Origin of the sequence: Myroides sp. C1519, assembly GCF_038039755.1 — a bacterium.
Lineage (GTDB): Bacteria > Bacteroidota > Bacteroidia > Flavobacteriales > Flavobacteriaceae > Flavobacterium > Flavobacterium phaeum_A.
On record NZ_JBBPHM010000002.1, the window covers coordinates 106,503 to 132,619 of the forward strand.

Below are 26,117 nucleotides of genomic sequence, written 5' to 3' on the forward strand. Positions count from 1 at the left end.
TAAGGGTGTTTTACTTATATGGGGCAAAGATACTTTTTTTTAGATAACTGACAAGATGACAGCTATATATTTGACACTATTTTAAAGGAGTGATAGCTGACATATAAATAAGGTGCTTTTAAAGCGAGATTTCGTTAAGTACAAGTGTTCTAAGAGGTTTTGAAGTTTTATTTAGTAAGTGATTTTTTCGTTAAAGAAGCGTTTACAAAGTGAGTTGTAGGAGTTTCTATTGTATTATGTTCGAGATAACTTCGAGACAAGTACCAGATTCCTTCGGAAAACAGGGCCTTTTTCCGAAGGAGTGTCGAATTAGTGTCGAATTTGACTGGAACGAGGTCTGATTAAACCTATTCTAAGTGGTTATCTGTAGTAAAGGAATTCTCTTCTTTTGTAAAGAGAAGAAGTGGTTCATTTTTATTAAAAACTACGTTTTAAGAGATTGTGTTTTTAAGGTAAAGTATTAATGGATATCTTATACAGAAAGTAAAATTAAGGATAATATTTAGAACAAAAGAGAGCTATGTTAATATACAAGAATATTGTACCTTTATATAAAGGGGATAAATAATTGTCGTTTTAAGGATGTGAGTGTTATTTAAGATTGAAAAAGAGAGATAAATATTGAAATTTAGAACTTTTTAGGATATAGTTGAAATTTATAAGATTTACTTTGTTTGTTTAGAAAAATATTAAATTTGTTTATATCTCCGTGTAAAGTTGGGGTATTTATAGCAAAATGATCAAGTTATACCGAAATTAGTATGCGCGCATATTACTTAAAAGGACTATTAATAAAGGAGAGAGCAGATATATTCAAAAAAATCATATATTTTTGCTCTACAAAATAATGAAGTATGGCAAAGAATTTAGTGATTGTTGAGTCACCTGCAAAGGCAAAAACCATTGAAAAATTTTTAGGACAAGATTACCAAGTTGAGTCAAGTTATGGACACATAGCTGATTTACCGTCAAAAGAGATAGGAGTAGATGTAGATAATAACTTTAAACCGAAGTATGAGGTTTCAAGTGATAAGAAGGCGGTAGTTAAAAAACTAAAAGATCTTGCAAAGAGAGCAGAGATGGTTTGGTTAGCATCCGATGAGGACCGTGAGGGAGAAGCTATTGCATGGCACTTAGCAGAGGAGCTAAATTTGAAGAATGAGAATACAAAACGTATTGTTTTTCATGAGATTACCAAGACGGCTATTTTAAAAGCAATTGATAATCCGAGACAAATTGATTATAATTTAGTAAATGCACAACAAGCAAGACGTGTACTTGATAGACTTGTTGGGTATGAATTATCTCCTGTTTTATGGAAAAAAGTAAAAGGAGGTTTATCAGCAGGTAGGGTTCAGTCTGTAGCTGTAAGGTTGATAGTAGAACGCGAACGCGATATTAATGAATTCAATGTGAATTCATCTTACCACATTTCTGCCGAGTTTAAAACAGCAGAAGGAAAGGTGTTAAAAGCAAAGTTACCTAAGAACTTTGCAACAGAAAAAGAAGCACACGACTTTTTAGCTCTAAATATTGGAGCAGAATATAGAGTAGGAGATTTAGAGACTAAACCAGCTAAAAAATCTCCAGCGGCTCCCTTTACAACGTCTACGTTACAACAAGAGGCTGCAAGAAAATTGCATTATTCAGTAGGACAAACAATGATGTTAGCACAGCGCTTATATGAAAGTGGATTAATCACTTATATGAGAACGGATAGTGTGAACTTGTCTAATGATGCAATGAGTGCTGCTGCTGCTGAGATTACTAAATCATACGGAGCAGAGTATTCAAAACCTCGTACCTATACTACAAAAAGTAAAGGAGCACAAGAAGCCCACGAAGCAATTCGTCCTACTAATATGGCTTTGCATACTGCACCAGTAGATAGGGATCAAGCAAGATTATACGATTTGATTTGGAAGCGTACTTTAGCTTCTCAAATGAGTGATGCGAAATTAGAACGTACAAACGTGAAAATTGAAGCAAATAAGTTTAAAGATTATTTTGCTGCTTCAGGAGAGGTATTGCTTTTTGAAGGATTCTTAAAAGTATATTTAGAAGGACACGATGATGAAGATGAAGAAGTAGAAGGTATTTTACCAGCATTACGCGTAGGTGAGTATTTACAGCAAAATTCTTTGGTTGCTACACAACGTTTTACAAAGCCAGCTGCTCGTTATACAGAAGCTTCTTTAGTTAAGAAGTTAGAAGAGCTTGGTATTGGTCGTCCATCTACTTATGCACCGACAATCTCTACGATTATGGCACGTAATTATGTAGAAAAAGGAGAGACAGAAGGAAAAGAGCGTCCTTATAAAATGATGGTATTAAGAGGTGGAGAAATTAAGCAAAAAGAGTTAGTTGAAAAGACAGGTTCTGATAAAGGGAAGTTAGTACCTACTGATATCGGAATCATTGTAAACGATTTTTTAGTAAAGAATTTCAAAACTATTTTAGATTATAACTTTACAGCAAAAGTAGAGCAAGACTTTGATGAGATTGCTGCAGGGAATGAAGATTGGGCTAAAATGATGAAAGAATTTTATGACCATTTCCACCCAACTGTAAAAGATGTAGAAGAAAATGCAGAACGTGAATCAGGAGAGCGTATTTTAGGAATACACCCTGTGAGTGGAAAAACGGTATTAGTTCGTTTAGCTAAGTTCGGTCCGGTTGCACAAATTGGAGATCCTGAAGATGAAGAAAAACAGTTTGCAAGTTTAGCACCAGACCAAAATATTGGTACAATTACTTTAGAAGAGGCATTAACTCTTTTCTTATTGCCTAAAGTTTTAGGACAGTATAAAGAAGAGGAAGTAGAGGTGAACAATGGGCGTTTTGGTCCGTATGTTCGATTTGGTAAAGTGTTTATTTCATTGCCAAAAGGAGAAGAACCTTTGGATGTTACTTACGAAAGAGCAGTTGAATTAATCAAAGAAAAAGAGCAAGCAGATGCTCCAATTGCAAGCTACCAAGGATTGCCAGTTCAAAAGGGTGTAGGTCGTTTTGGTCCTTACTTAAAGTGGAATGGTATTTTTATTAATGTTAATAAGAAGTATAATTTTGACAATCTTTCAAATGACGATATCAACGAATTAATCGAGGATAAAATCAAAAAAGAGAAGGAAAAAGTTTTACATGATTGGGCAGAAGAAGGAATTCGCGTTGAAAAAGCACGTTGGGGACGTTCGGTGATTCTAAAAGGAAAAGTAAAAATAGAATTAGGCAAGGAAGTTGATGCTGCAGCTTTGACGTTAGATGAAGTAAAAGCAATGATTGAGGCTAAAACACCAGCGAAGAAAACTGCTGCTAAAAAAACGACGGCTAAAAAAACAACAGCTACGAAAAAAGCAACAACGACAAAAAAGGCAACAACAACAAAAACTACCAAAACGAAGTAGAATATGTTATATGAGTTATTAAGACCTATCGGAGATGAGTTAATAAACTATATTGACGGATTGCCAAGTCAATCTTTAGGTAAGAAAATTACTTTTTTTTCTGGTGGTAATTTTGAAAACTACAATAGATATCGAATTGCGATTATAGGAGTAGTAGATAATCGTGGTTTTAATAACGATGATGATATTGTTGATATATCTAAAATTAGAAAAGCCTTTTATGCTTTGTTTCCTGGAAACTGGAGTACAAATATGATTGACTTAGGTGATATTTTGCCTGGAGAACAATTGCAAGACACTTATTTTTTATTAAAAACCTTAGTTGGTGACTTGGTTAAAAATGGTGTTATTCCAATTGTGATTGGAGGTTCACAAGATATGACCTATGCTATTTATAGAGGATATGACAAATTAGAGCAAATGGTCAACTTAGTATCCATTGATGCCAAGTTGGATTTAGCTAAAGAAGGAAGTTTTCCTGCAGAGAGTTTTTTGTCTCGCATTATTATGGAAGAACCTGTTAATTTGTTTAATTTTTCTAATATAGGATATCAGACTTATTTTAATGCCCAAGAAGAAATCGACTTGATAGAAAGTTTATATTTTGAGGCATATAGAGTAGGAGAGATAACAAAGAATATAAAATTAGCAGAGCCTGTTTTGAGAGATGCAGATATCATTAGTATTGATATGGGTGTTGTAAAGTCAGGTGATTCAGGTAATTTTGATTTTTTTAATCCCAATGGATTCGACGGAAAAGAGATTTGTTCTTTAGCTCGTTATTCAGGATTAAGTGATAGAGTTTCGTCTTTTGGTATTTTTAATTATAATAATAACAAAAATGAGACGTTATTAATAGCACAGATATTGTGGTATTTTGTTGAAGGTGTAAATTTTAGATCTAACGAATACCCGTTTGTGAGTAAAGAAAGTTACTTAAAATACATTGTGCCTGTTGAAGGTTATGATGATTTGATTTTCTTTAAAAGTGATGTATCAGAGAGATGGTGGGTAGAAGCACCTGTATTCTTTAATAATACGGAGCGAAAGGTATTGTTACCTTGTAGTTATGAAGATTATGAATTGGCTATAAGTCAAAATGTACCCGAAAGATGGTGGCGTACATTGAAAAAAAGTTTGCTATAATTAAAATTTTAACTTTTTTAAGTAATTTAGTTAAATTAATTTTTAGCTTTGTTTTGTGAAAAATAATAAAAGAAATACTCATTAGTTTTTTAAGAGTAATATATAAAAAACCTAAAATTATATGAAGAAGATCATTACATTAGGAGCTATGTTAACCTTGTTAGCCAGTTGTGGAACTGGAGATCGTGGTGAATTGTTAGGCGGAGATCCTGGAAAGAGATGGGATGTTCAAAAACCACAAGGAATGTCAAGAATTCCTGGGGGAACATTTACAATGGGACAAGCAAATGAAGATATCTTGGGTGTTCAAGATGCTCCTATAAAAACAGTAACTGTTGGTTCGTTCTATATGGATGAGACAGAAGTGTCTAATAATCAATATAGAAAATTTGTTAACTGGGTAAAAGATTCTATCATTCGTACAAAATTAGCAATTGCTGCAGATGAAATGGGGATGACAAAAGAATCTGGAGGAATAGGTGCTTATGCATTTGTTGATGCAGAAGAAAATTTAGATAAGATGACTGCTTACCAAAGATATATGTATGAAAACTACTATAGCTTACAAGCATCTGATGATATTTATGCAGGTCGTTTATTAAATAAGAAAGTTAATTTGGTAAATGATGTTAATAGATATCCAGACGAGCATTATGTTGAGGTAATGGATTCATTATATATTTCTGCAAGAGATACATATAATGGATTAACTACTTTTGATGTGTCTAAATTAAAGTTTAAATATACTTACATTGATGTTGATGCTGCGATTAGTGATCGTTCTGCAGACACAAGAGGAAAAAGACAAAGACACCTTAAAACAGAGAATTTATTAATTTATCCTGATACTACACGTTGGATTAAAGAATTTAAGTACTCTTATAATGAGCCAATGCACAACGATTATTTTTGGCACGAAGCTTTTGGAGAGTATCCTGTTGTAGGTGTGAATTGGCACCAAGCTAAAGCATTTGCTGCTTGGAGAACAATGTATAAAAACACACATTTAAAACAAAATAAGCAAGCAGTTGATATTCAAGAATACCGTTTACCAATGGAAAGCGAGTGGGAATATGCTGCAAGAGGAGGTCTTGAAGGAGCTATGTATCCTTGGGGAGGTCCTTATACTGTAGATGAAAAAGGATGTTTTATGGCAAACTTTAAACCTACAAGAAATGATTACGCCGCTGATGGTGCTTTATACACTGCAGATGTACGTGCATATCCTCCAAACGGATATAACTTATATAATATGGCTGGTAACGTGTCTGAGTGGACAAGTTCTACATATGATGTTTCAAGCTATGATTATATGTCAACTTTAAAACCAAGAAATAGAAGAAGTGATAGTCCTTTAAAAGTAGTTAGAGGTGGTTCATGGAGAGATCCTGCTTATTTCTTACAAGTTGCTAAACGTGATAAAGAATATGCTGACTCAGCAAGAAGTTATGTTGGATTCAGAACGGTTCAATCTGTTTCTGGTTCTTTATCAAAAGTGAATGCTGCAAGAATGGCTCGTTAATTATAAGGGAAAAAATAAAAAAAAAAAGAAAAAAATAGCTATGGCAATACCTAAAAAAGTGATGAACTTCTGTTATGGAATGGGGGCGTCAGTTGTAATCATTGGTGCATTATTTAAAATTACTCATATGGAGTTTGGTCCATTGAATGGTAATAATATGTTAACTGTAGGTTTATTAGTAGAGGCATTTATTTTTGCTATCTCTGCATTTGAACCAGTAGATGACGATTTAGATTGGGCAAAAGTTTTCCCAGAATTAAATGAAGGGGAGTCAAAAGAAATAAGAAAATTTAAAAATGAACAAACTCAAGCAGTAAATCCTGAAGCTACTGAAGTATCACTTTCTAAGAAATTAGATGATATGTTGAAAGAAGCTAAGATTGATGGTGAGTTAATGAAAAGTTTAGGTACAAGCATTCGCAATTTCGAAGCTGCTTCAAGAGAAATGGGACCTGCTGTAGATTCTGTTGCTTCTACTAAGAAATATGCTGAAGAAATGAATTTAGCTGCCAAACAGTTAGAGTCATTAAACGCAATGTATAAAGTACAATTAGACAGTGCAAGTAAAAATGCAGAGATCAATCAAGCAGTTGCAGAAAATAACGTTAAGTTAAAAGAGCAAATGCAAGCATTAACAAATAACTTATCATCTCTTAATACTGTTTATGGTGGAATGCTTTCTGCTATGGGTGGAAATAGAAATGCTAATTAGTTTATAATTCGTAAAAATATTATAAGGTAATGGCAAAACAAAAATTGACTCCAAGGCAGAAGATGATTAACTTGATGTATCTGGTGTTTATCGCAATGATGGCACTTCAGATGTCGAAGGAGGTTCTTTCTGCTTTTGGTATGGTTAACGAGAAGTTTGAGTCTGCTAATAGCGCTGCTATTCTAAGCAATGATGAATTGTTGAATGGCTTGGGTGAAAAAGCAACAGATGATCCAACTCGTTTTAAGGGGCCTTATGAAATTGCCAAGAAAGTTTCTGGTATTACTAAGGAGTTTTATGCATACGTTGATCAGTTGAAATCTGGAATAACTGAAGGTTTTGAAGGAGAAAGAACAGCTGATGGTAAGTTACCAGCTGAGCGTATGGATAAAGGAGATTTGATTGATGCTGCTTGGTTCGCAGGGGATAATTACTCTGAAGAAGGACAAGCTTTTATCAATGCAATAGAAAAGTATAAAACTGATATTAAAACTGTTTTAGCTGATACTAAGTTTCAACCAATCGTTATTGATCTTGATAATAGATTTGATATTAATGATGTGAAAGATAGTCAGGGTATCACTAAACCATATTTGAATTATAATTTCCAAGGTTTCCCTGCAATTGCGACATTGACAAAATTGTCAACAATGCAAAATGATGCAAAGGTAATTGAGCATGAAATTTATAATAGTTTGTTAGGTAATACACTTACACAAGCTGCGTCAATGCGTAACTATGAAGCATTTGTTATTTCTGACAAGTCTACATATTTTGCAGGTGAAGCATTCAAAGGTAAAGTAGTATTAGGTAGATACGATAAATCAACAGTACCTACTAAAGTTACAGTAAACGGACAGACAATCGACTTGAATAAGTCTTTAAGTGAAGGTCAAGTTAACTTAAACTTTAATACAGGAAATGTTGGAGAACACGACATCAAAGGATTGTTTACTTTTATGGAAGAAGGTAGTCCAGTGGAGATTCCAATTAAAGGAAATTACGTTGTTGTACCAAAACCTAACTCTGCTAATATTTCTGCAGATAAAATGAACGTAGTGTATCGTGGTGTTGCTAACCCATTGACTATTTCATTTGCTGGAATTAGTGATGATAAGGTTGTAGCGTCAGCTCCTGGTTTATCTAAAGCTGGAAGAGTTGGAGCTTATATCTTAAATCCTCAAGCAGGGCGTGAAGTATCTATTAATGTTTCTGGAACTTTACCTGATGGACAAAGAGTTTCTGATAGCAAAGTTTTCCGTATTAAAGATATTCCTTCTCCAAGAGGAACTGTACGTGGAGAGTATGCAGCTAAGGGACCTAAGTCAAACTTAGAGATAGTTACTGTAGGAGCTAAACTTGATGATTTTGATTTTGATGTGAACTTAACTGTAACAAGTTTTGTACTTCAAGTGCCAGGAGAACCAAGTGTAGTAGTTGCTGGTAATAGAATGAATGATAGAGCTAAAGCAGCGATTAGAAGAGCAAGAATAGGAGATGTTGTTGTGATATCTGATATTAAGGTACGTTTAGAAGGAGCAGGAAATTATGCTTTGAAAAAAACAGCCCCTTGTACTTTCGAAATCAATTAATTTAGCCGAATTTTATACGAATAAATATTAAGAATATGAATTTGAAAAACTTTTCACTATATGCAGTTCTTTCATTGTTTTCAATTGGAAGTTTTGCGCAGACAAACATTTTGAACGCAAAATCTGCCAGTGAGATTGGTATCAAACCAATTGAAGAGATTTTAATCACAGCTGAGGGACCAATTCCTTACGGACATGTTAAGGAAAGTGATATCTTATTTGGTATTAAGGTTTGGGAAAATATTTCTTTAGCTGAAAAATCAAACGAAGCTTACTTATACCCTATTGACGAGTATGATAGTGATGGTAGAAAACCGTTGTTTCAAGTTTTACTTGATGGTATTAAATCAGGGACTATTACAGAAGTTTATGACGATAGTGAATTTAAAGTACACAGAGCTTTAAAAGACATTGAGTCATCATTTGTTAAGGTTGATACTACTGATGTTGGTATTGAGTATTACAACGCAGGAGAAGCTATTCCTGATGAGTACATTCAAAAGGTTGAATTACGTGCTTCAGATGTAAAAGAATATCACATTATGGGTATGTGGTATTTCGATAGAAATGAAGGACAATTAAAATATAGATTATTGGGTATTGCTCCAGTAGTTGCGGATTTATATACTAAAGGGTCAGCAAATGAGAATTATGTAGAGTTATTCTGGATTCTTTTTGCTGATGCTCGTGAAGTATTATTCCAGAATTATGCATTTAATCCTAAGAATCCAATGAATCCGATTAACTTCGACCATTTGTTGAATTCAAGAAGATTTAGTTCTACTATTTATAAGTCTGATAATGTATACGGAAACCGTCGTGTAGATGAATACATTAAAAACAATGAGTTAAAATCACTTATGGAAGGTGAAAGAATCAAAGAATTGATTCGAAACCTTGAAGATGATATGTGGAATTAGTAATTTTGTAATTCTAATTTAGAAAGCTCTTATCTATTAAATTAGATAAGAGCTTTTTTAATGCTTTATGTTATGGTAGATTATATTGTAGTAGGAACTGGTTTAGCTGGTATCTGTTTTACAGAGAAGTTAGCAAGCGAGGGAAAGAGTTTTATTGTTATAGATAATGAAAAACGTTCTTCGTCATTGCAAGCAGGAGGGATGTACAATCCTGTAGTGCTAAAACGCTTTACAGAAGTTTGGAAAGTAGGTGAGCAATTAGCTATAGCAAAGCCTTTCTATGCTAAATTAGAGGAGAAATTGGGTGCTAAATTTATGCACGAAATACCATTGTATCGTAGACTTGTTTCTATTGAGGAACAAAATAATTGGTTTCAAGCAGCAGATCGACCTAATTTAGAGAGTTATTTGTCATCTAATTTAGATCGTCAAGAAATCAAAGGAGTACTTTCTCCTTATGGTTTTGGTGTCGTAAATGAAACTGGTTATGTTGATACAAAAGTATTAATAAGTAAGTATAGGGCTTTATTGCATCAAGAAGGAGTCTATCGTGTAGAAGCTTTTGATTTTGATCAACTAAGTTTTGATAATGAAAAGGTAGTTTACAAGGACATAGAAGCAAAACATATTGTGTTTGCAGAAGGATTTGGAATGTTGAATAACCCATTCTTTAAAGAGTTGCCTTTAGATGGAACTAAGGGTGAGGTTATGGTCGTAAAGATTCCAGATTTGAATATCGATTTTATCTTAAAAGCAAATGTCTTTTTAATTCCTTTGGGAGATAATCACTATAAAGTAGGTGCTACTTATAATTGGGAAGATAAAACAGATGACGTTAGTAAAGAAGGTTTAGAAGAACTTATTGCTGGGTTAAAAGAAGTAGTGGACTTAGATTTTGAAGTAGTACAGCATAGTGCAGGTGTAAGGCCAACGGTTAAAGATAGACGACCACTTTTAGGAAGAAGTTTGCAGTCAGATAGAATTCATGTGATGAATGGTCTGGGTACAAGAGGTGTGCTTTTAGGACCATTTTTAGCAGATAAATTATATAATAATATTGAAAATAAAATGCCTTTAGAAGAGAATTTGTCAATTCATAGGTATAAAAAATTTAAACTTAAGTAGAATCATAGTATGTTAAATATACATAATCTTTCAGTTTCTTTTTCTGGAGAATTTTTATTCGAGAATGTAACATTCCGTATTGGAGCTGGTGACCGTGTTGGTCTTGTAGGAAAAAACGGAGCTGGAAAATCAACAATGATGAAGTTGTTATCAGGGGATATGGAACCTGATACAGGAAGTTTGGCGATGGAAAAGGATCTTCGCATTGGATTCCTAAGACAGGATATTGAATTTACGCCAGGTCGTACGGTATTAGACGAAGCATATCAGGCATTCGTTGAAATTAAAAAAGTTGAGGCGGAATTAGAGAAAGTGAACAAAGCTTTAGTTGAGCGTACGGATTATGAGTCTGATTCTTATTCTGAATTAATAGAAAAGTTAAGTGACTTAACGCATCGTTTTGAATTAATCGGAGGATATAATTACGTTGGAAATACGGAGCGTATTCTTCAAGGACTTGGATTTAAAAGAGAAGAGTTTAATAATCTTACAGATACTTTTTCTGGAGGTTGGCGTATGCGTATTGAGTTAGCTAAGTTATTACTTCAAAATAATGATGTATTATTACTGGATGAGCCTACTAACCACTTGGATATTGAAAGTATTATTTGGTTAGAACAATTCCTTAGAACTTACCCAGGTGCAGTAGTTATTATTTCTCACGATAAGATGTTCTTAGACAATGTAACGAATCGTACGATTGAGATTTCATTAGGGAAGATATATGATTTTAATAAGCCTTATTCAGAGTATTTAGTATTAAGAGAAGAGCTTAGAGAGATGCAATTGGCAGCTCAGAAGAATCAAGCTAAGAAGATCGAGGAAACAGAGAAGTTAATTGAGAAGTTTCGTTATAAAGCGACTAAAGCATCAATGGCACAATCTTTAATTAAGAAATTAGATAAGGTAGAGCGTATTGAAGTGGATGAAGATGATAATGCTGTAATGAATATTTCTTTCCCTGTTAGTATTGAGCCAGGAAGAGTAGTTCTTGAGATAGATAAGGTTACTAAGAAGTATGGAGAGAAAGTAATCTTTAAAGATATTTCATTGCTTGTTGAGCGTGGTTCTAAGATTGCTTTTGTAGGACAAAATGGGCAAGGTAAGTCAACGTTGATAAAAGCTATTATTAACGAGTTTGAGTATGATGGAAGTATTAAGTTAGGTCACAACGTTCAAATAGGATATTTTGCACAAAATCAAGCTGATTATCTTGATGGGGAAAAGACTATTTTGGATACAATGTTAGATGCTGCAACTGATAGCAACCGTGTTAAGGTACGCGATATGCTTGGTTCTTTCTTGTTTAGAGGAGATGACGTTGAGAAAAAAGTAAAAGTATTGTCTGGAGGTGAAAGAAACCGTCTTGCACTATGTAAAATGTTGTTGTCGCCAATTAACGTACTTTTAATGGATGAGCCGACCAACCACTTGGATATTAAATCTAAGAATGTGTTGAAGAATGCTCTTTTAAACTTTAAAGGAACATTAGTGCTTGTATCTCACGACCGTGATTTCTTACAAGGTTTAACGGAATTTGTTTATGAGTTCAAAGATCAACGTATTAGAGAGTATTTAGGAGATATTAATTATTTCTTAGAAGAGAGAAATGCTCAAGATATGCGTGAAATTGAGAAGCGAACAGATGCTCCAGTTAAAGAGAGTAAAGGTGAGGTTAAGAAAGAAAAAACACTTAGCTATGATGAGCAAAAGAAACAGAAGTCTTTGCAAAATAGAATTAGCAAAATAGAGAGTGAGATTAACGAGCTTGAAAAGAAAGTTGCTAAAGATGACGAGCGTTTGGCTGTTGACTATGAAAAGTTAATACAAGACACTGCTTTCTTCAGTGATTATGAGAAAAAGAAAAAAAGAATTAACGATTTAATGGAAGAGTGGGAACAAATCCAAGAAGAGTTAATGTAATAGCATAAGAGTAAAAATAACAAAGGGAGTACTTGTAAAGTACTCCCTTTTGTTGTTAGTAGGCGTTATAAAGCTATTTATTAAAAATAAAAAAGACCACTTCTTTTGAAAGTGGTCTTGCTTAGTAGCGGGAACAGGACTCGAACCTGTGACCTTCGGGTTATGAGCCCGACGAGCTGCCTACTGCTCTATCCCGCGCTATTGTGGTGCAAATGTAGAATAATTATTTGAATTGACAAAATAGGGCTATGCCTGAAGACGGTGTATTGTTCTTGTTGAGTAGTACTTTTAAGAGGTAATGTTGAGTTTAAATTGAAGTAAAGTGTATTGAATCAGGTAGGTGCTTTTTTACTTATACTTTTATCTTTTTAAAAATAAAATATAGAATTAGTGTGTTTATTTTTAAAAAGGATGAGTATTAATGAGAGCAGTGCAGTTTATTTTGACCTTGAAGCAGGAAGAAAGTAGGTGATATTGTATCAGTCTTTACAATGTACACAAGAAAAGTATAAGCATAAAAAAAGCCACTTCATTTGAAGTGGCTTACTTAGTAGCGGGAACAGGACTCGAACCTGTGACCTTCGGGTTATGAGCCCGACGAGCTGCCTACTGCTCTATCCCGCGATATAGTGGTGCAAATATAGTACGAATAATTGAATTGGCAAGAATTGATAGGAAATATTTTACTTTTTTTTGAGTCGTGTTGTTTTTGAATCAGAGAAAGCTCTTGTTTAAAATGAGTAATTTGTCTTATTTTTAAAAAGGATAGAATTATGTGTTGTTGATTTTTAATTAGTTAAGGTTTGTGAATTTCAAGTTTTGTATTAGAATAGAAAAGATTTGTACTATTTAGTAAGTAGGTTTGCATTGTAACTTGCGCCAAAATAATTTGAATGAGATATTACAGTAAGAAGTTACAAGTAGCACTATCAGTGCTTTTTTTATTTATAGGGTATGTTAGTATTGCTCAAGAAGCAAAAGATAGTCTAAGCGGAGAAAAGAAGTTACTACCTAAAGTTGAACACGCAGAGCCTTTGTTTAATGATTTGATGAGAGATTTAGGTGCTCGAAAGGGAGAGGCAGAGTTCAATATGGGGTTTGGTGTTGCAGATCATAAACATTATAACGAGTATTTTGGATTTATTGAATATGAATGGGCTGTTGCTAATAGGTTAGGAGTAGAAGTAGAGATTCCATTTTCTTTTAATAGTAAAGAAAAGGGGATAGGAAATCAAATGATTCCTAATAATCGAATAGAAGGGATAAAATTAGCTACTCAATATACTTTCTTGGTAAATGAAAAAGCTCAGACTTCGATGGCAGTAGCTTATATTCACGAATTTGAAATGAACTACTTGAAGAAATTAGATGGTGATGGGAAGTTTTTTACAGGAATGCGAATGAATCCTATTTTAGTTGTTGCTAAGAAGTTTAATAATTTCAATGCAATGGTATTTGGTGGACCAGTATTTGAGAATACATTTGATACAGGAGAGACGTGTGTGTTAGGTACAATTAATGCGAGTTTACTTTATGTTTTACCTAATTCTAAGAACTTTATTGGTATTGAGAATAATATTGATTTCAGACAAGATAGGTTCCAATATGTATTACACCCACAGATAAAAGTTGCTTTATTGCATAATCTTGCGGTAGGTTTTGTTACAGGGATACCATTGTCAAGTTATAAAGAGATGAAGATGGATTTCTTAACTCGTATTATTTGGGAACCGTAGAAAGAAGATAAAGGATATATCCTTTTTGTGTATATAGTTTTAAGTAAAAGCTGTTGTATTTTATATAACAGCTTTTTTTATGGTATATGGTAAAATAAAAAAAGCCACTTCGAATGAAGTGGCTTGCTTAGTAGCGGGAACAGGACTCGAACCTGTGACCTTCGGGTTATGAGCCCGACGAGCTGCCTACTGCTCTATCCCGCGCTATTGTGGTACAAATATAGAATGAATTATTCTAAAAAGAGCAACTAAAGGAGATTAATATTCTGTAATAGTTGAAGTTTAACATTTTTGGTTTTATAAGTTGTTGTATTGTAGTTTGTAAGAGTAATTTTGTTTTTAAATGTTAAAGCTTGTTTTATAAGCTATAGCTGTTCATAAATTGATTTGACGTATAATATTGAATTAAAAGTGATATAAAGTAAGGATAAATGAAGTGATATAAAATCGATAATTTGTAGGGAATATACTTGTATATCTCAGTACGTGATGTAAAGTTTACGCTGTTTTTGAAAAAGTGCGAATTAAGAAAGATGATTTTACTAAGTATAAAAGTATAAGCATAAAAAAAGCCACTTCATTTGAAGTGGCTTACTTAGTAGCGGGAACAGGACTCGAACCTGTGACCTTCGGGTTATGAGCCCGACGAGCTGCCTACTGCTCTATCCCGCGATATAGTGGTGCAAATATAAGATGATTATTTAGAATGACAAATTTATTCTGCTTTTATATTTTTATTTTTCCTATGTCGTTGATATAAACTACCTTTGCGCCAGAAAATAAATTAAATATGACGCATAAAGCAGGTTTTGTAAACATTATAGGTAATCCTAATGTAGGAAAATCAACGTTAATGAACGCATTAGTAGGTGAAAGACTTTCAATTATCACCTCTAAGGCACAGACAACTAGACACAGAATTTTAGGAATTGTAAATGGAGATGATCATCAAATTGTGTTTTCTGATACACCTGGTATAATTAAACCTGCATACGAATTGCAACAGTCTATGATGGACTTTGTGAAGTCTGCATTTGAAGATGCCGATCTATTAATTTATATGGTAGAGATAGGTGAGAAGGAATTGAAAGATGAAGAGTTCTTTAATCGTATCACTAAAACAAGTACGCCAATTCTGTTGTTATTAAACAAAATTGATAGATCTAACCAAGAACAGTTAGAAGAACAAATGCAAATGTGGCAAACTAAGGTTCCTAACGCTGAGATTATTCCAATTTCTGCTTTAGAGAAATTCAATACGCAAACTGTGTTTGATCGTATTGTAGAATTGTTGCCAGTTTCACCTCCTTATTATCCTAAAGATTCATTAACAGATAAATCTGAGCGTTTCTTTGTAAGTGAGATTATCAGAGAGAAAATACTTTTAAACTATGACAAAGAGGTTCCTTATGCTGTAGAAGTAGAAGTGGAAGAGTTTAAAGAAGAGGAAAATATCATCCGCATTAAGTCTGTTATTATGGTTGAACGTGATAGTCAGAAAGGGATTATCATTGGACATAAAGGATCTGCACTTAAAAAAGTAGGTATTGCCGCAAGAGAAGAAATGGAAAAATTCTTTTTGAAAAAGGTACACTTAGAGTTGTTTGTGAAAGTGAATAAAGATTGGAGAACAAACGATTTTCAGTTGCGTCGTTTCGGATACAATCAAAAGAAATAAGGAATAGTAAAATTATAATTAAAATATCGCATTGAAATACTAACTTTGCGACATATTTAGATATTTATGAGTAGTATAGTAGCCATAGTTGGTAGACCAAACGTAGGGAAGTCAACTTTTTTTAATCGTTTGATTCAAAGAAGAGATGCTATCGTAGATTCGGTTAGTGGTGTAACACGTGATAGAAACTACGGCAAGTCAGAATGGAATGGACGTGAATTCTCTGTTATTGATACAGGAGGATACGTAAAAGGTTCTGAGGATATTTTCGAAGGAGAAATTAGACGTCAGGTAAGTCTTGCAATTGACGAGGCAGACGTAATTATATTTGTGGTAGACGTGGAGCAAGGAATTACTCCAATGGATGAAGAAGTTGCACGTTTATTACGTAAAGAAACAAAGCCTATTCTTGTTGCAGTAAACAAAGTTGATAGTGCTAAACGTATGGATGATACTTTCGAATTCTACAATTTAGGATTAGGAGAAATTTATCCATTTGCAAGTATTAGTGGTAGTGGGACAGGAGATTTATTAGATGCTGTTGTTGAGGCATTACCAGTAGAAGAGGAAGTTGAAGCAGAAGAAGATGAGTTACCAAGATTTGCAGTGGTTGGAAGACCTAATGCTGGTAAGTCAAGTTTTATTAATGCTTTAATCGGGGAGGATAGATATATCGTTACAGATATTGCTGGTACTACTCGTGATTCAATTGACACTCGTTTTACACAATTTGGTTTCGATTTTAATATTGTAGATACTGCAGGTATTAGAAGAAAAGCAAAAGTAAAAGAAGATTTAGAGTTTTATTCTGTTATGAGATCTGTACGTGCTATTGAACATAGTGACGTTTGTATCTTAATGATTGATGCTACTCGTGGATTTGAAGGACAAGATCAAAGTATTTTTTGGTTAGCTGAGAAGAATAGAAAAGGAGTTGTTATTTTAGTGAATAAGTGGGATCTTATTGACAAGGATACAATGACTGCTAAACAGTTTGAAGAGAAAATTCGCGAAGAGATTGCTCCATTTACAGATGTGCCAATTATCTTTACTTCTACAATTACAAAACAACGTTTATTAAAAGCGTTGGAAGCAGCTGTTGAGGTTTTTGAAAATAGAAAACAACGTATTTCTACTTCGAAATTTAACGAAGCGATGTTGCCAATTATTGAGCATACTCCACCTCCAGCAATTAAAGGAAAGTATATCAAGATTAAATACTGTATGCAATTGCCTACAGATACGCCTCAGTTCGTATTTTTTGCTAACTTGCCTCAATATATCAAAGATCCTTATAAGAGATATATTGAAAACAAGTTAAGAGAAATGTACAACTTTAGTGGTGTGCCAATCGATATTTATTTCCGTCAGAAATAATAAGTTTCAACTTGAACAATATTCTAAGCGGTCTTTGTGTTAATACAAAGACCGCTTTTTTATTATGAAAAATATATTTTGTTTACTGTTTATACTTACATCTGTAAGTTTATTAGCTCAGAATACTACGTCTATTAAAGGGAGAGTAGTTGATTCGTTAAATAATCCTATTGAAGCCGTTACAATTTTCTTATCTAAGGAGAAGGATTCTACTTTGGTTGAATATACTGTAAGTGATTTAAAAGGCTATTTTGATTTGAAGTTTAATAAGGTAAATACACCTGTTGTATTTAAAGCCTCAATGATTGGTTTTAAAGAGTTCTCTAAAACGTTTAAAGAAGGAATAGAGCAAGAAGTTGATTTAAAAAATATCATCTTAAAAGAGTATGGTCAGAATTTAGATGAGCTTGTAATTGTTGCTGAAGCACCACCAATTCGCATTAAGAAAGACACTTTAGAGTTTAATGCTTCTTCATTTAAGGTAAGACCAGATGCTAATTTAGAGGAGCTATTAAAACAGTTGCCAGGAGTTCAGATAGATGAGAATAAAAAAATCACAGTAAATGGAAAGGCTGTCAACGAAATACTAGTGAATGGGAAACCTTTTTTTAATGAAGATGGGCAGATTGCTCTTGAAAACTTACCATCTGATATCATTAAAAAAGTACAAGTAACAGATAAAAAGTCTAAAAAAGAACGTTTTACAAAAGAAAGAAGCAAGACAAATGATGCGAGTATTAATATCACCATTGACGAGGATAAAAATAAAGGGTATTTTGGGCGAGTATCTGCAGGATATGGGTCAAATGATCGTTATGAAAGTGCTTTGTTCTTAAATAGCTTCAATAAGCGTCGACAAGTAAGTGTCGTAGGATCTGCAAATAACATAAACGCAAGTGGTTTCTCTATGAATGAAGTCTTTGATAATATGCGTACCGGTAGGTCTTCAGGAGGCATTACAGAGTCAAGGATGCTTGGAGTCAATTTTGTTGAGAATGTTTCTGATAAGTTAAATGTAAACGGTAGTTATAATTATAATTTTGCTGAAGTAGAGAATTGGAATAAGTCTATAATTACGAAGTTTCTTCCTTCAGGAGAGTTTACGAATAATTCAAATTCATCAAGCAATAGTGGCAGCGAAGGGCATAGAGGAAATGTGTCTGTAGATTACACAGGTGATAAAGATGCGTTTTATTTTAGTCCTACTTTTAATAAAAGTCATAATTACTCAAATAGTATAAGCGATCAAGTGTCTTTTGATGAAAAGGGAGAATTGTTGAATGAAAGCAATTCACGTTCTTATACTGTAGGAGATTCTTATAATTTTGGAAGTTCTGCACGTTATATTAGAAACTTTAAAAAAACAGGGCAGTTTTTAAGTATTGAATTAACTAATTCTAATAGTAATAGCAACAATGATATTTTGTCAGAATCTGATACGAAGTTTTATCAATCAGAGAAAGAAGATGATGAGCGTAAACAATATCAAAAAAGCATTAATTCCTCAGATAATTATGGAATATCTGTAGAGTATAGTCAACCGATTACAGATTCATTGGTTGTGTCATTCGGTTCTAATTGGAATCGAAATCAATCTATTTCAGATTTAAAGGTTTATGATTTTAGTGAACTTACTGGTGGGTATAGCGAATTAAACACATTACAGACAAATCATTATAATACAGTGCAAAACGAGGTCGTACCTTTTGTAAATTTCACTCTTGTTAAGAGTAAGTTTAATGCAAATTTAATGACGCAAACAAAGATTGTGAAGAATTCAGCAAGTGCTTTATATAATGCTAAGACGTATAGTTTAGATAAGTATTATATTGACCCTAATATTAATGCATTGTTTAATTATCAATTTAGTAAAAAGAACAATATTTTTGGATTTTATAATTACAATGTAACATATCAAAGTGCAGCTCAACTGTTAGATATTACAGATATTTCGAATCCCCTTAATACGTCTATAGGTAATCCTGATTTAAAACCAACGGGGACTCATAATATTAATATGAGTTATCGTTCGTATGATTTTCAAACTCGAGCAGGTTATACAATTTCGGCAAGTACAACAATTTATAATAATAGTATTGTAAGTGCTGTAGAGTATGACGAAGATAGAAAGAGTATATCTACTTTTAAAAATATATCAGGTAATTATCAATGGTCTGTTTCAGGTGATTGGTATCGAAGTAACAAGTGGGAAGAGCATAGTTTACGATATGGAGTAGGAGTGCGTTTTAATCAATCAATAAGTAAAGGATATATAGATGGTGAAACTTACGATGCAACTTCAAATACTATTTCGCCAAGAGTCTATTTGACTTATGATTATGGTGATTTTCTTACTTTAAGACCTTCTTATACTTACAATCACTATTCAAGTAGTTATACTAACTTCTCTGTAGATAAAGCAAGTAATTTTACGCACAGGTTTAACTTACAGACGACTTCTTATTGGCCTAAGAGTATTATTTTCGGAAATGATTTTGCATACACTTATAATTCACAGATAGCTAAGGGGTTTAAACGTGATTTCTATATGTGGAATGTAAGTTTAGCTTATGAATTCTTTAAAAAGAAATTTAGAGCAAAAGTTAAAGTGTATGATTTATTAAATCAAAATACTAGTTCAAGAAGAACAATTGATCCGATGCAAATCGTAGATTCAGAGAGTTTAGTATTAAAGAGATATGTAATGTTTTCTTTGACTTATAAATTAAATGAATTTGCAGGTAAAAGAGGAAAAGGAAGAGGAGGGATGCGTTCGATGCGCTCAATGAGAATGTAGTGAAATGATAGATATACCAATATATATAAAACAACAAAGGGCAGATAATTCTGCCCTTTGTTGTTTTATATATTGTTTGCAATAATATTATTTGTGTTAGGTTACCAGCTTCCGCTTGATCCTCCACCAGAGAATCCTCCTCCGCCAAAACCACCGAAGCCACCGCCTCCACCACCGCCGAAGCCGCCTCCGCCGCCGAAGCCTCCACCCCAGCTACTTCCGCCACTACGTCGGCCCATATTGCTTAATATGATAATATCAGCTAAGTCACTTCCAAAGCTTCTTTTTCCACGACCGCCACCGCCATTTCCTCCCCCATTATTTTTACTGAATATAATGGTTAAGAATATGATAATGATAATTAAAAATAAACAGCCTAATCCACCAACTTCGTTATCACCTTCTAACCGAGTAGGATTGTCATTAGTATATGTTCCTAATAGCATCTCACTTACCCCATCAACGGCCTCATTGATACCTCCGTAGTAATCTCCAGCTTTAAAATTTGGAATTACTCTACTTCTAATAAGGTCTCCTCCTTGACCTGCAGTAATTTTCTCTTCTGCTCCATAACCAGGGTAAATACCGATTTGGCGATCTTTTACTGCCATTAGAATAACTACCCCATTATCTTTTCCTTTTTGACCAACTCCCCATTCATGTCCCCAACGTGGACCAAGTAAACCTATGTTTTCTCCCTGTAGAGATGGGATGACAATAACTAGAATCTGTGTTGAGGTTTCATTGCTATAATCAATTAGTTTTCGCTCAAGTTGTTTTCTTTGTCCTCCATCTAATAAATTAGCATAGTCATAGACTAAAGTTTGTTCAGAGCGAGCAGGCTTAGCAGGGATATCAAATTGAGCATAGTTTACTTGCGATAGTAATAAGAATACTGCCGTAAAAAAGAAATGATATACTTTTTTTGTTAGTTGCATCATAAGTGCTATGCTTTTGAAATTTCGTTTGGTAATTCGTTTTTGTTATCTCCTTGTGAAGGGAAATACACTTTTAATTTACTACCTGCTTTAAGGATGCCATATATAAGTCCTTGTTTATATAATCCCTGTTTAAAGTGATTAATAACAAGTTCTTTAGTTCCTTCCCAAAAGTTTTCGTTTTTGACTTTCTCGTCTATTGCTTTATCTCCTAAGATTACGAAAGCTTTTGAGTTGATACAGATATAAAACAAAACACCATTTTGTTGTGATGTTTTATTCATGTCTAATTCAAAAAATACTTCCTGCGCTCTTTGCATAGCTTCTTTTTTAGTAGAAGTTTCTATGTGAACTCTTATTTCGCCTGAAGTATTTTTTTCTGCTTGCTCTATAGCTTTTATGATTTCATTTTCATCTGCAGTAGATAAAAAATCAGAGATTGTAGCCATAATTAAAATTCAAAGTTAACTTCTACTGGTTTTTCAGCACCTTCAACAGCATTAAAGAAAGATTTTTCTTTATAGCCAAACATACCAGCGAAAACAGAATTAGGGAATCTTAATACATAGTTATTGTAATTCATTACTGCATCGTTAAAACGTATTCTTTGAGTTTGAATAGTATTTTCTGTACTTGCAATTTCATCTTGTAATTTCAAGAAGTTAGTATTTGACTTTAATTCAGGATAGTTTTCAGAAACCACTAATAACTTTGAAAGACTTGAAGATAACTGACTTTGTGCTTTATTGAATTGCTCAAAGTTTTCAGGAGTCATATTTGTTGGGTCAATAGTTACTTTAGTAGCATTAGCACGAGCATTAATAACGCTTTCTAAAGTGCTTTTTTCAAAATTAGCTGCCCCTTGTACAGTTTTCACAAGGTTACCGATAAGGTCGTTTCTTCTTTGGTAAGCTGTTTGAACATCAGCCCATTGTTTTTGTTCTGTTTGTGTTAATTCTAAAGCGTTGTTTTTGATACCAACTCCATAACTAAATAGACCGATAAAGATTACAACTAATACGACGATAGGTACTAAAGCTTTTTTCATTTGTTTTTACTGTTTAAAGTTCATTTTTAATATTAATAAGGGCATTCTTAATTCCCTCTAACTTTTTTATAATTTCGAAATTGTCTGCAATTTCTTTTGGTTTGCTTTTAAGGTAATCTTTTGCACCATCAAGAGTAAATCCTCTTTCTTTCACAAGGTGATAGATTAATTGTAAGTTCTCAACATCTTGAGGAGTGAACATACGGTTTCCCTTAGCATTTTTCTTTGGCTTGATTATATCAAATTCTTTTTCCCAAAAGCGCAATAAGGAAGCATTTACATTAAAAGCTTTTGCAAGCTCTCCAATGCTGTAATAACGTTTGTCAGGTAAATTTAATTCCATTAGTCAAGTGATTGATTTTCTTGGTTAGCCTCTTGTGCCATAAGCTCAAATTCTTTAGCTGAAATTTCGCCGTAATAGTAATTAAGAGGGTTTACTACATTTCCTAAATAATGTACTTCATAGTGTAAGTGTGGTCCTGAACTACGACCACTACTACCTACGTATCCGATTATGTCTCCACGTTTAACGGTTTGTCCAGCTCTTGCATTATATTTGCTTAAGTGGGCATATCTTGTTAAGTATCCATAACCGTGGTCTATTTCAATAAGATTACCATATCCTGATAATTCATTATTAGCTCTAATTATTTTTCCATTTCCTGTTGCGAAAATAGGAGTGCCTATTTCTGCAGAAAAATCCATACCAGCGTGGAATTTTTTAATCTTTGTAAAAGGGTCACTTCGGTATCCATAACCTGAAGCCATTCTTTTCAAGTCTTCATTTTTTACAGGTTGAATTGCAGGAATAGAAGCGAGAAATTCTTCTTTCTTTTTAGCTAACTTGATGATGTCATCTAACGATTCAGACTGAATAGCAACTTGTTTTGTTAGCTGATCAATCTTCATATTTGTTTCTGTTAAGAGTTTTTCATTATTTAAGCCAACAAAAGAACGATATCTGTTTATTCCTCCTAAGCCCGATTTTCGTTGTTCTTCAGGAATTGGTGAAGTATTAAAATAAGCACGGTAAATATCGTTGTCTCTAACTTCTAATTCATCAAGAACTTCAGCTACAAGGTCTAATTTTTTATTTAGTAGAACATAATTTGTTTTAAACTCAGCAAGTTCTCTTTCTTGCTTTTTTTCTTTAGGCGTTTGTAATATGTTTGTATTGATCATGACAAATAGGCCTAAAACACCAAAAATAGCTGCAGACAAGATAAATAAGAAAATATTACTTATTTGTTTGAACTTTTTAGGGCGTATTTTTAGGAACGCTAATTTTTCGGGGTCGTAATAATATTTTACCTTAGCCATATTTTAAAAAAACACTATTTTTGCACTAAAATTTTTTAATCCTTCAGTTTTTAAATATCGTTAGCTAACAAATTTAAAAAATGTTTTTGGTTTATTGATGTTTTAAGTCAACAAGGATAGATAAAAGAAAAAGGTTATTCACTAATTTACAAAATGTTTAACAAGTAAAAGAATAGCTTTATATTAACAATAGAATAGATAAATTTAGTTTCCATAGGATATGAAATCACAAGAAATTCGTCAGAAGTTTTTAAGCTTTTTTGAAGAAAGAGAACATTTAATTGTTCCTTCTGCTCCGATCGTTTTGAAAGACGATCCAACTTTAATGTTTAATAACTCTGGGATGGCCCAGTTTAAAGAATATTTCTTAGGGAACGCCAAGCCAAAAAGTAATCGTATCACTGATACTCAAAAATGTTTACGTGTATCAGGAAAACACAATGACTTAGAAGAGGTAGGTATTGATACTTATCACCATACTATGTTTGAGATGTTAGGGAACTGGAGTTTTGGTGATTATTTCAAGAAAGAAGCTATTAATTGGGCTTGGGAATTGTTAACAGAGGTATATAAAATACCGAAAGACATTCTTTATGTTACTGTTTTTGAAGGTAGCAAGGAAGAGAATGTTCCATTTGACCAAGAAGCTTATGATATTTGGAAAGGATTAATTTCTGAAGATAGAATTCTTTTGGGTAACAAGAAAGATAATTTCTGGGAAATGGGAGATCAAGGGCCTTGTGGACCATGTTCTGAAATTCACGTAGATATTCGTTCAGCTGAAGAGAAAGCAAAAATAGCAGGTAAAGATTTAGTAAATGCAGACCATCCTCAAGTAGTTGAGATTTGGAATAATGTATTTATGGAGTTTAATCGTAAAGCAGATGGTTCTTTAGAGAAATTACCAGCACAACACGTAGATACAGGTATGGGGTTTGAACGTCTTTGTATGGTTTTACAAGGAGTACAATCAAACTATGATACAGATGTGTTCACGCCATTAATTGCTAAGGTTTCTGAATTAACTGGAGCTAAATACACTATAAAGGCTGCTAATGAGGAAGAAGATAAGGTAAATATTGCAATTCGTGTTATTGTTGACCACGTAAGAGCAGTTGCTTTTGCTATTGCAGATGGGCAGTTGCCGTCAAATAATGGTGCAGGATATGTAATCCGTCGTATTTTACGTCGTGCTATCCGTTATGCATTCACTTTCTTAAATAAGAAAGAACCATTTATTTACCAATTAGTTGATGTGTTGAGTACTCAAATGGGAGATTTCTTCCCTGAGATTACAAGCCAAAGAGACTTAGTTAAGAATGTAATTAAAGAAGAAGAAGCTTCTTTCTTAAGAACATTAGAACAAGGATTACACTTATTAGACAATGTAATTGCACAAACAGAAGGTAAAGTTGTTTCTGGAGCTAAAGCTTTTGAATTATACGATACTTTTGGTTTTCCAATTGACTTAACAGCATTAATCTTACGTGAAAAAGGATTAGAACTTGATGAAGCTGGTTTTGATGCTGCAATGACAGAACAAAAGAATCGTTCTCGTGCTGCTTCAGAAGTATCTACAGATGACTGGACAATGTTAGTGTCTGGAAATGTTGAGCAGTTCGTTGGATATGATCAATTAGAGAATGACGTTAAGATTACTCGTTATAGAAAAATTGATAGTAAAAAAGATGGTAAGTTATTCCAAATCGTATTAGATGCTACTCCGTTCTATCCAGAAGGAGGAGGACAAGTAGGTGATTGCGGAGTTTTAGTTTCAGCTAATGAAACTATTAAAGTAATTGACACGAAAAAAGAGAATAACTTAATTCTACATATAGTAAAAGAATTACCAAGTAATGTAAATGCAAGTTTAGTAGCAAAAGTTGATGTAGAGGCAAGAAAGCTTTCAATGGCAAATCACTCTGCAACGCACTTGTTACACCAGGCATTGCGTACAATATTAGGTACTCACGTTGAGCAAAAAGGTTCGTTAGTATCTCCTTCTCACTTGCGTTTTGACTTTTCACATTTCGCTAAAGTTACAGAAGAAGAGTTACAACAAGTTGAAGATTTTGTAAATGATCGCATTCATGAGCAATTACCTTTAGTTGAACGTAGAAGTATTCCAATGGCTCAAGCTATTGCAGAAGGTGCTATGGCGTTATTTGGAGAGAAATATGGAGATGAGGTTCGTGCTATTCGTTTTGGAGAGAGTATGGAATTATGTGGAGGAACACACGTAAATAATACAGCAGACATTTGGCAGTTTAAAATTGTTAGTGAAGGAGCTGTTGCAGCGGGTATTCGTCGTATTGAAGCTATAACTAACAAGGCAGCACGTAATTTCTATACAGAACAAGAAGATACGTTAAAAGAGCTTAAAATAGTTTTAAAGAATCCACAAGATACTTTAAAAGCAGTAGTTTCTTTGCAAGATGAAAATGCTAAGTTGAAAAAACAAGTAGAGCAGTTGTTGAAAGAAAAAGCTAAAAACCTTAAAGGAGAATTGAAAGGACAAATTCAAGAAGTTGATGGAGTTTCTTTCTTAGCTGTTGAGGTAGATTTAGATGCATCTGGAGCAAAAGATTTAGCTTATGAATTAGGTAATGAATTCACTAATCTGTTTGTGTTATTTGGAAGTGTTAGTAATGATAAACCAATGTTGACTTGTTATGTTTCAAAAGAGATTGTAGAAACAAAAGGATTAAATGCTGGTCAAATAGTACGAGAACTTGGTAAGTATATCCAAGGTGGAGGTGGAGGTCAAGCCTTCTTTGCTACTGCAGGTGGTAAGAATCCAGCAGGAATAGCGGAGGCTGTTTTACATGCTAAAGATTATTTAAAATAAAAACTTATTAAAAAAAGATTCTCATTGAGAA

Annotated in this window: 18 protein-coding genes and 4 tRNA genes; 13 read left to right on the top strand and 9 right to left on the bottom strand. The window is 33.5% G+C overall.

The window, feature by feature from the left end; translation table 11 throughout:
- The first annotated feature begins 854 nt into the window (after nt 1-854).
- From topA to AABL81_RS01930, 8 genes are all read left to right on the top strand, one after another.
- Nucleotides 855-3,404, top strand: a complete 2,550-nt coding sequence (topA, locus tag AABL81_RS01895) for a type I DNA topoisomerase (RefSeq protein ID WP_341340243.1) — start codon at nt 855-857, stop codon at nt 3,402-3,404.
- A 3-nt stretch (nt 3,405-3,407) separates the two neighbouring features.
- Nucleotides 3,408-4,550: a formimidoylglutamase gene (locus AABL81_RS01900; protein WP_158209481.1), complete on the top strand. Its 1,143-nt coding sequence runs from the start codon at nt 3,408-3,410 to the stop codon at nt 4,548-4,550.
- Nucleotides 4,551-4,671: 121 nt separating this feature from the next.
- The gene (porK, locus tag AABL81_RS01905; protein WP_158209480.1) at nt 4,672-6,072 is read left to right on the top strand and encodes a type IX secretion system lipoprotein PorK/GldK; all 1,401 of its coding nucleotides are present in this window, start codon (nt 4,672-4,674) and stop codon (nt 6,070-6,072) included.
- A 40-nt stretch (nt 6,073-6,112) separates the two neighbouring features.
- On the top strand, nt 6,113-6,784 hold the full coding sequence (gene porL, locus AABL81_RS01910) for a type IX secretion system motor protein PorL/GldL (protein ID WP_158209479.1): 672 nt from the start codon (nt 6,113-6,115) through the stop codon (nt 6,782-6,784).
- A gap of 29 nt (nt 6,785-6,813) precedes the next feature.
- A complete protein-coding gene (porM, locus tag AABL81_RS01915; RefSeq protein ID WP_158209478.1) occupies nt 6,814-8,376 on the top strand; it encodes a type IX secretion system motor protein PorM/GldM in 1,563 nt (520 codons plus the stop codon).
- A 35-nt stretch (nt 8,377-8,411) separates the two neighbouring features.
- A complete protein-coding gene (porN, locus tag AABL81_RS01920) occupies nt 8,412-9,296 on the top strand; it encodes a type IX secretion system ring protein PorN/GldN (RefSeq protein ID WP_158209477.1) in 885 nt (294 codons plus the stop codon).
- A 60-nt stretch (nt 9,297-9,356) separates the two neighbouring features.
- The gene (locus AABL81_RS01925) at nt 9,357-10,421 is read left to right on the top strand and encodes an NAD(P)/FAD-dependent oxidoreductase (protein WP_090405079.1); all 1,065 of its coding nucleotides are present in this window, start codon (nt 9,357-9,359) and stop codon (nt 10,419-10,421) included.
- 9 nt (nt 10,422-10,430) lie between these two features.
- Nucleotides 10,431-12,344, top strand: coding sequence for an ABC-F family ATP-binding cassette domain-containing protein (locus tag AABL81_RS01930; RefSeq protein ID WP_158209476.1), 1,914 nt, complete (start codon nt 10,431-10,433; stop codon nt 12,342-12,344).
- Nucleotides 12,345-12,469: 125 nt separating this feature from the next.
- Here the strand turns inward: AABL81_RS01930 and AABL81_RS01935 are convergent.
- Both AABL81_RS01935 and AABL81_RS01940 read right to left on the bottom strand, forming a co-directional pair.
- Nucleotides 12,470-12,542: transfer RNA gene (locus tag AABL81_RS01935), tRNA-Met, on the bottom strand.
- A gap of 353 nt (nt 12,543-12,895) precedes the next feature.
- Nucleotides 12,896-12,968 (bottom strand) — tRNA-Met (locus AABL81_RS01940).
- A gap of 269 nt (nt 12,969-13,237) precedes the next feature.
- On the opposite strand from AABL81_RS01940, the gene AABL81_RS01945 reads away from it, so the two are divergent.
- Nucleotides 13,238-14,080: an HAEPLYID family protein gene (locus tag AABL81_RS01945; protein ID WP_341340244.1), complete on the top strand. Its 843-nt coding sequence runs from the start codon at nt 13,238-13,240 to the stop codon at nt 14,078-14,080.
- 131 nt (nt 14,081-14,211) lie between these two features.
- On the opposite strand, the gene AABL81_RS01950 is transcribed toward AABL81_RS01945, so the two are convergent.
- Together AABL81_RS01950 and AABL81_RS01955 are read right to left on the bottom strand one after the other, a co-directional pair.
- Nucleotides 14,212-14,284, bottom strand: a tRNA-Met gene (locus tag AABL81_RS01950).
- 395 nt (nt 14,285-14,679) lie between these two features.
- A tRNA-Met gene (locus tag AABL81_RS01955) sits at nt 14,680-14,752 on the bottom strand.
- Nucleotides 14,753-14,870: 118 nt separating this feature from the next.
- Here AABL81_RS01955 and era point away from each other — a divergent pair.
- From era to AABL81_RS01970, 3 genes are all read left to right on the top strand, one after another.
- A complete protein-coding gene (era, locus tag AABL81_RS01960) occupies nt 14,871-15,758 on the top strand; it encodes a GTPase Era (RefSeq protein WP_090405088.1) in 888 nt (295 codons plus the stop codon).
- Nucleotides 15,759-15,824: 66 nt separating this feature from the next.
- Nucleotides 15,825-17,135 carry a ribosome biogenesis GTPase Der gene (gene der, locus AABL81_RS01965; protein WP_158209474.1) on the top strand — a complete coding sequence of 437 codons (1,311 nt, stop codon included), beginning with the start codon at nt 15,825-15,827 and terminating at the stop codon, nt 17,133-17,135.
- 64 nt (nt 17,136-17,199) lie between these two features.
- The gene (locus tag AABL81_RS01970; RefSeq protein ID WP_341340245.1) at nt 17,200-19,932 is read left to right on the top strand and encodes a TonB-dependent receptor; all 2,733 of its coding nucleotides are present in this window, start codon (nt 17,200-17,202) and stop codon (nt 19,930-19,932) included.
- A gap of 101 nt (nt 19,933-20,033) precedes the next feature.
- Here the strand turns inward: AABL81_RS01970 and AABL81_RS01975 are convergent, their stop codons facing one another.
- The 5 genes from AABL81_RS01975 to AABL81_RS01995 are packed head-to-tail and all read right to left on the bottom strand — an operon-like array spanning nt 20,034 to nt 23,238.
- On the bottom strand, nt 20,034-20,873 hold the full coding sequence (locus AABL81_RS01975; RefSeq protein ID WP_341340246.1) for a TPM domain-containing protein: 840 nt from the start codon (nt 20,871-20,873) through the stop codon (nt 20,034-20,036).
- Nucleotides 20,874-20,878: 5 nt separating this feature from the next.
- Complete coding sequence (locus AABL81_RS01980) at nt 20,879-21,319, bottom strand: TPM domain-containing protein (protein WP_158209471.1); 441 nt, start codon at nt 21,317-21,319, stop codon at nt 20,879-20,881.
- 2 nt (nt 21,320-21,321) lie between these two features.
- A complete protein-coding gene (locus tag AABL81_RS01985) occupies nt 21,322-21,918 on the bottom strand; it encodes a LemA family protein (RefSeq protein WP_090405102.1) in 597 nt (198 codons plus the stop codon).
- A 13-nt stretch (nt 21,919-21,931) separates the two neighbouring features.
- Nucleotides 21,932-22,261: a MerR family transcriptional regulator gene (locus AABL81_RS01990; RefSeq protein ID WP_090405104.1), complete on the bottom strand. Its 330-nt coding sequence runs from the start codon at nt 22,259-22,261 to the stop codon at nt 21,932-21,934.
- Nucleotides 22,261-23,238 (bottom strand): M23 family metallopeptidase, encoded by a 978-nt coding sequence (locus tag AABL81_RS01995; protein WP_341340247.1) that lies wholly within the window; start codon nt 23,236-23,238, stop codon nt 22,261-22,263. The genes AABL81_RS01990 and AABL81_RS01995 overlap by 1 nt, the downstream gene beginning before the upstream one ends.
- A 220-nt stretch (nt 23,239-23,458) precedes the next feature.
- Here AABL81_RS01995 and alaS point away from each other — a divergent pair, with 220 nt between their 5' ends.
- Complete coding sequence (gene alaS / locus AABL81_RS02000) at nt 23,459-26,086, top strand: alanine--tRNA ligase (RefSeq protein ID WP_158209470.1); 2,628 nt, start codon at nt 23,459-23,461, stop codon at nt 26,084-26,086.
- Nucleotides 26,087-26,117 lie beyond the last annotated feature (31 nt).

Coding starts and splice junctions, on each gene's coding strand:
- topA (WP_341340243.1), top strand. CDS start 855: ATGGCAAAGAATTTAGTGATTGTTGAGTCACCTGCAAAGGCAAAAACC.
- AABL81_RS01900 (WP_158209481.1), top strand. CDS start 3,408: ATGTTATATGAGTTATTAAGACCTATCGGAGATGAGTTAATAAACTAT.
- porK (WP_158209480.1), top strand. CDS start 4,672: ATGAAGAAGATCATTACATTAGGAGCTATGTTAACCTTGTTAGCCAGT.
- porL (WP_158209479.1), top strand. CDS start 6,113: ATGGCAATACCTAAAAAAGTGATGAACTTCTGTTATGGAATGGGGGCG.
- porM (WP_158209478.1), top strand. CDS start 6,814: ATGGCAAAACAAAAATTGACTCCAAGGCAGAAGATGATTAACTTGATG.
- porN (WP_158209477.1), top strand. CDS start 8,412: ATGAATTTGAAAAACTTTTCACTATATGCAGTTCTTTCATTGTTTTCA.
- AABL81_RS01925 (WP_090405079.1), top strand. CDS start 9,357: ATGCTTTATGTTATGGTAGATTATATTGTAGTAGGAACTGGTTTAGCT.
- AABL81_RS01930 (WP_158209476.1), top strand. CDS start 10,431: ATGTTAAATATACATAATCTTTCAGTTTCTTTTTCTGGAGAATTTTTA.
- AABL81_RS01945 (WP_341340244.1), top strand. CDS start 13,238: ATGAGATATTACAGTAAGAAGTTACAAGTAGCACTATCAGTGCTTTTT.
- era (WP_090405088.1), top strand. CDS start 14,871: ATGACGCATAAAGCAGGTTTTGTAAACATTATAGGTAATCCTAATGTA.
- der (WP_158209474.1), top strand. CDS start 15,825: ATGAGTAGTATAGTAGCCATAGTTGGTAGACCAAACGTAGGGAAGTCA.
- AABL81_RS01970 (WP_341340245.1), top strand. CDS start 17,200: ATGAAAAATATATTTTGTTTACTGTTTATACTTACATCTGTAAGTTTA.
- AABL81_RS01975 (WP_341340246.1), bottom strand. CDS start 20,873: ATGATGCAACTAACAAAAAAAGTATATCATTTCTTTTTTACGGCAGTA.
- AABL81_RS01980 (WP_158209471.1), bottom strand. CDS start 21,319: ATGGCTACAATCTCTGATTTTTTATCTACTGCAGATGAAAATGAAATC.
- AABL81_RS01985 (WP_090405102.1), bottom strand. CDS start 21,918: ATGAAAAAAGCTTTAGTACCTATCGTCGTATTAGTTGTAATCTTTATC.
- AABL81_RS01990 (WP_090405104.1), bottom strand. CDS start 22,261: ATGGAATTAAATTTACCTGACAAACGTTATTACAGCATTGGAGAGCTT.
- AABL81_RS01995 (WP_341340247.1), bottom strand. CDS start 23,238: ATGGCTAAGGTAAAATATTATTACGACCCCGAAAAATTAGCGTTCCTA.
- alaS (WP_158209470.1), top strand. CDS start 23,459: ATGAAATCACAAGAAATTCGTCAGAAGTTTTTAAGCTTTTTTGAAGAA.